At 67.6% G+C, this 398-nt stretch carries 1 protein-coding gene; it reads left to right on the forward strand.

The window, feature by feature from the left end; genetic code table 11:
- On the forward strand, window positions 1-398 hold a 398-nt coding region (locus tag UK23_RS53455), incomplete at both ends, for a hypothetical protein (protein WP_045318298.1).

Raw genomic sequence — 398 nt, forward strand, 5'->3', positions numbered from 1 at the left:
CCACGATCATGGGCGTCTACCAGGCGCAGGTGGAGGCGCTCGTCAGGTACGAGCCGCAAGCGAGCGATCTCAAGGTCACCCTGATCAAGGCCGACGGCGGCTTCCCCCAGGTGCTCAGGGACGACCGGCACGTCGAGCTGTTCTTCGACTCACCCGCGAACGGCTGGGAACGCGTCGCGATGGGCTCCTTCAACGTCGTCAACGTGCCCGGCGACCACTTCAACATGCTCGTCCCGCCCGCGCTCACCACACTCGCCAACGCCGTCCGCGACGCCATCGCGCAGGTGCCGCCGCCTCCACCACCACCCGCCGCGCACGTCGAGTCGTCCATCCACATCAACCCGATGCACCCGGACTTCCTCGCCGACCCGTACCCGTTCTACGCACTGCTGAGGGAC

Origin of the sequence: Lentzea aerocolonigenes (genome assembly GCF_000955955.1) — a bacterium.
Classification (GTDB): Bacteria; Actinomycetota; Actinomycetes; order Mycobacteriales; family Pseudonocardiaceae; genus Lentzea; species Lentzea aerocolonigenes_A.